This window comes from Aquimixticola soesokkakensis, assembly GCF_900172375.1.
Taxonomy (GTDB): domain Bacteria; phylum Pseudomonadota; class Alphaproteobacteria; order Rhodobacterales; family Rhodobacteraceae; genus Aquimixticola; species Aquimixticola soesokkakensis.
The window spans coordinates 5,001-6,443 of record NZ_FWFS01000019.1; the positions used below are offsets into that span (position 1 = coordinate 5,001).

The window sequence follows — 1,443 nt, forward strand, 5'->3', positions numbered from 1 at the left end:
TAACGGTCCTAAGGTAGCGAAATTCCTTGTCGGGTAAGTTCCGACCTGCACGAATGGCGTAACGACTTCCCCGCTGTCTCCAACATCGACTCAGCGAAATTGAATTGCCTGTCAAGATGCAGGCTTCCCGCGGTTAGACGGAAAGACCCCGTGCACCTTTACTACAGCTTCACACTGGCATCAGGCCAAGCATGTGCAGGATAGGTGGTAGGCTTTGAAGCAGAGACGCCAGTCTTTGTGGAGCCTCCCTTGAGATACCACCCTTGCTTTGCTTGATGTCTAACCGCGGTCCGTTATCCGGATCCGGGACCCTGTGTGGCGGGTAGTTTGACTGGGGCGGTCGCCTCCCAAAGAGTAACGGAGGCGCGCGAAGGTTGGCTCAGAGCGGTCGGAAATCGCTCGTTGAGTGCAATGGCAGAAGCCAGCCTGACTGCAAGACTGACAAGTCGAGCAGAGTCGAAAGACGGCCATAGTGATCCGGTGGTCCCAAGTGGGAGGGCCATCGCTCAACGGATAAAAGGTACGCCGGGGATAACAGGCTGATACTGCCCAAGAGTCCATATCGACGGCAGTGTTTGGCACCTCGATGTCGGCTCATCTCATCCTGGGGCTGGAGCAGGTCCCAAGGGTACGGCTGTTCGCCGTTTAAAGAGGTACGTGAGCTGGGTTTAGAACGTCGTGAGACAGTTCGGTCCCTATCTGCCGTGGGTGTAGGATACTTGAGAGGAGTTGCCCCTAGTACGAGAGGACCGGGGTGAACGATCCACTGGTGGACCAGTTGTCATGCCAATGGCAGTGCTGGGTAGCTATGATCGGAAAGGATAACCGCTGAAGGCATCTAAGCGGGAAGCCCCCCTCAAAACAAGGTATCCCTGAGGACCGTGGAAGACCACCACGTCGATAGGCCAGAGATGTAAGCGCGGTAACGCGTTCAGTTGACTGGTACTAATTGTCCGATAGGCTTGATTTGATCCAGTAAAAACAAAACCTGTTTATACTCGAGATATCAAAAGCATACACACCATAGTGTATTAGCAAAATCTTGGAATGCACATAAGAACCCGATGTTGGATACTTTCTCGGTTTGGTGGTCATAGCACGAGCAAAACACCCGATCCCATCCCGAACTCGGCAGTTAAGTGCCGTCGCGCCAATGGTACTGCGTCTTAAGACGTGGGAGAGTAGGTCACCGCCAAACCTAGTAAGTATCCAAATCTCTCATACGATAACAAAAACCAATCAGACAATCGTCCTTAAAAAAGCCAAAAGGCCGTAGGACAAAATAAAGTGCTAAAGTAGCCGATAGGCGGTAGCACAAAAAAGGTCCTCAAGTAGCCGATAGGCGGTAGGACACAAAAAATGTCGCGGGATGGAGCAGCCCGGTAGCTCGTCAGGCTCATAACCTGAAGGTCGTAGGTTCAAATCCTACTCCCGCAACCAAAA

The 1,443-nt window shown here is 52.4% G+C and carries 1 tRNA gene and 2 rRNA genes (1 of these 3 cut by a window edge); all 3 read left to right on the forward strand.

The features are described from left to right. Nucleotides 1–970: ribosomal RNA gene (locus AQS8620_RS16640) — 23S ribosomal RNA — on the forward strand (it extends 1,905 nt beyond the left edge of the window). Between the two features lie 113 nt (nt 971–1,083). Then, a 5S ribosomal RNA gene (gene rrf, locus AQS8620_RS16645) occupies nt 1,084–1,198 on the forward strand. Nucleotides 1,199–1,363: 165 nt separating this feature from the next. Next, nucleotides 1,364–1,440: transfer RNA gene (locus AQS8620_RS16650), tRNA-Met, on the forward strand. Nucleotides 1,441–1,443 lie beyond the last annotated feature (3 nt).